This is a genomic window from Escherichia sp. AM3 (genome assembly GCF_032029835.1).
Taxonomy (GTDB): domain Bacteria; phylum Pseudomonadota; class Gammaproteobacteria; order Enterobacterales; family Enterobacteriaceae; genus Escherichia; species Escherichia coli.
Window position 1 is genome coordinate 1 of record NZ_JAVUPQ010000970.1, and the last position, 272, is coordinate 272.

Annotated in this window: 1 protein-coding gene; it reads left to right on the forward strand. The window is 43.8% G+C overall.

The genetic code is table 11. From position 1 onward, the window contains the following. The coding region (locus RTW80_RS29290) for a fimbrial protein (RefSeq protein ID WP_312721632.1) at positions 1–272 on the forward strand (272 nt) is incomplete at both ends.

A 272-nucleotide genomic window follows, 5' to 3' on the forward strand; every position in this document is an offset into this window, starting at 1 on the left:
TTCCTGGAAGCACTGCCGCCAAAGGCGTTGGCGTACTCATTGAAGGTTTAGCAACCAGTAAAAATCCGCTAATGACATTAAAACCTAATGATACGAATTCTGTTTATATAGATTATGAAACCGAAGATGACACCTCCGATGGGGTTTACCCTAATCAAGGTAACGGCACATCACAGCCTCTTCATTTCCAGGCAACATTAAAGCAAGACGGGAATATTGCTATCGAACCCGGCGAATTTAAAGCCACCAGTACTTTCCAGGTAACCTATCCC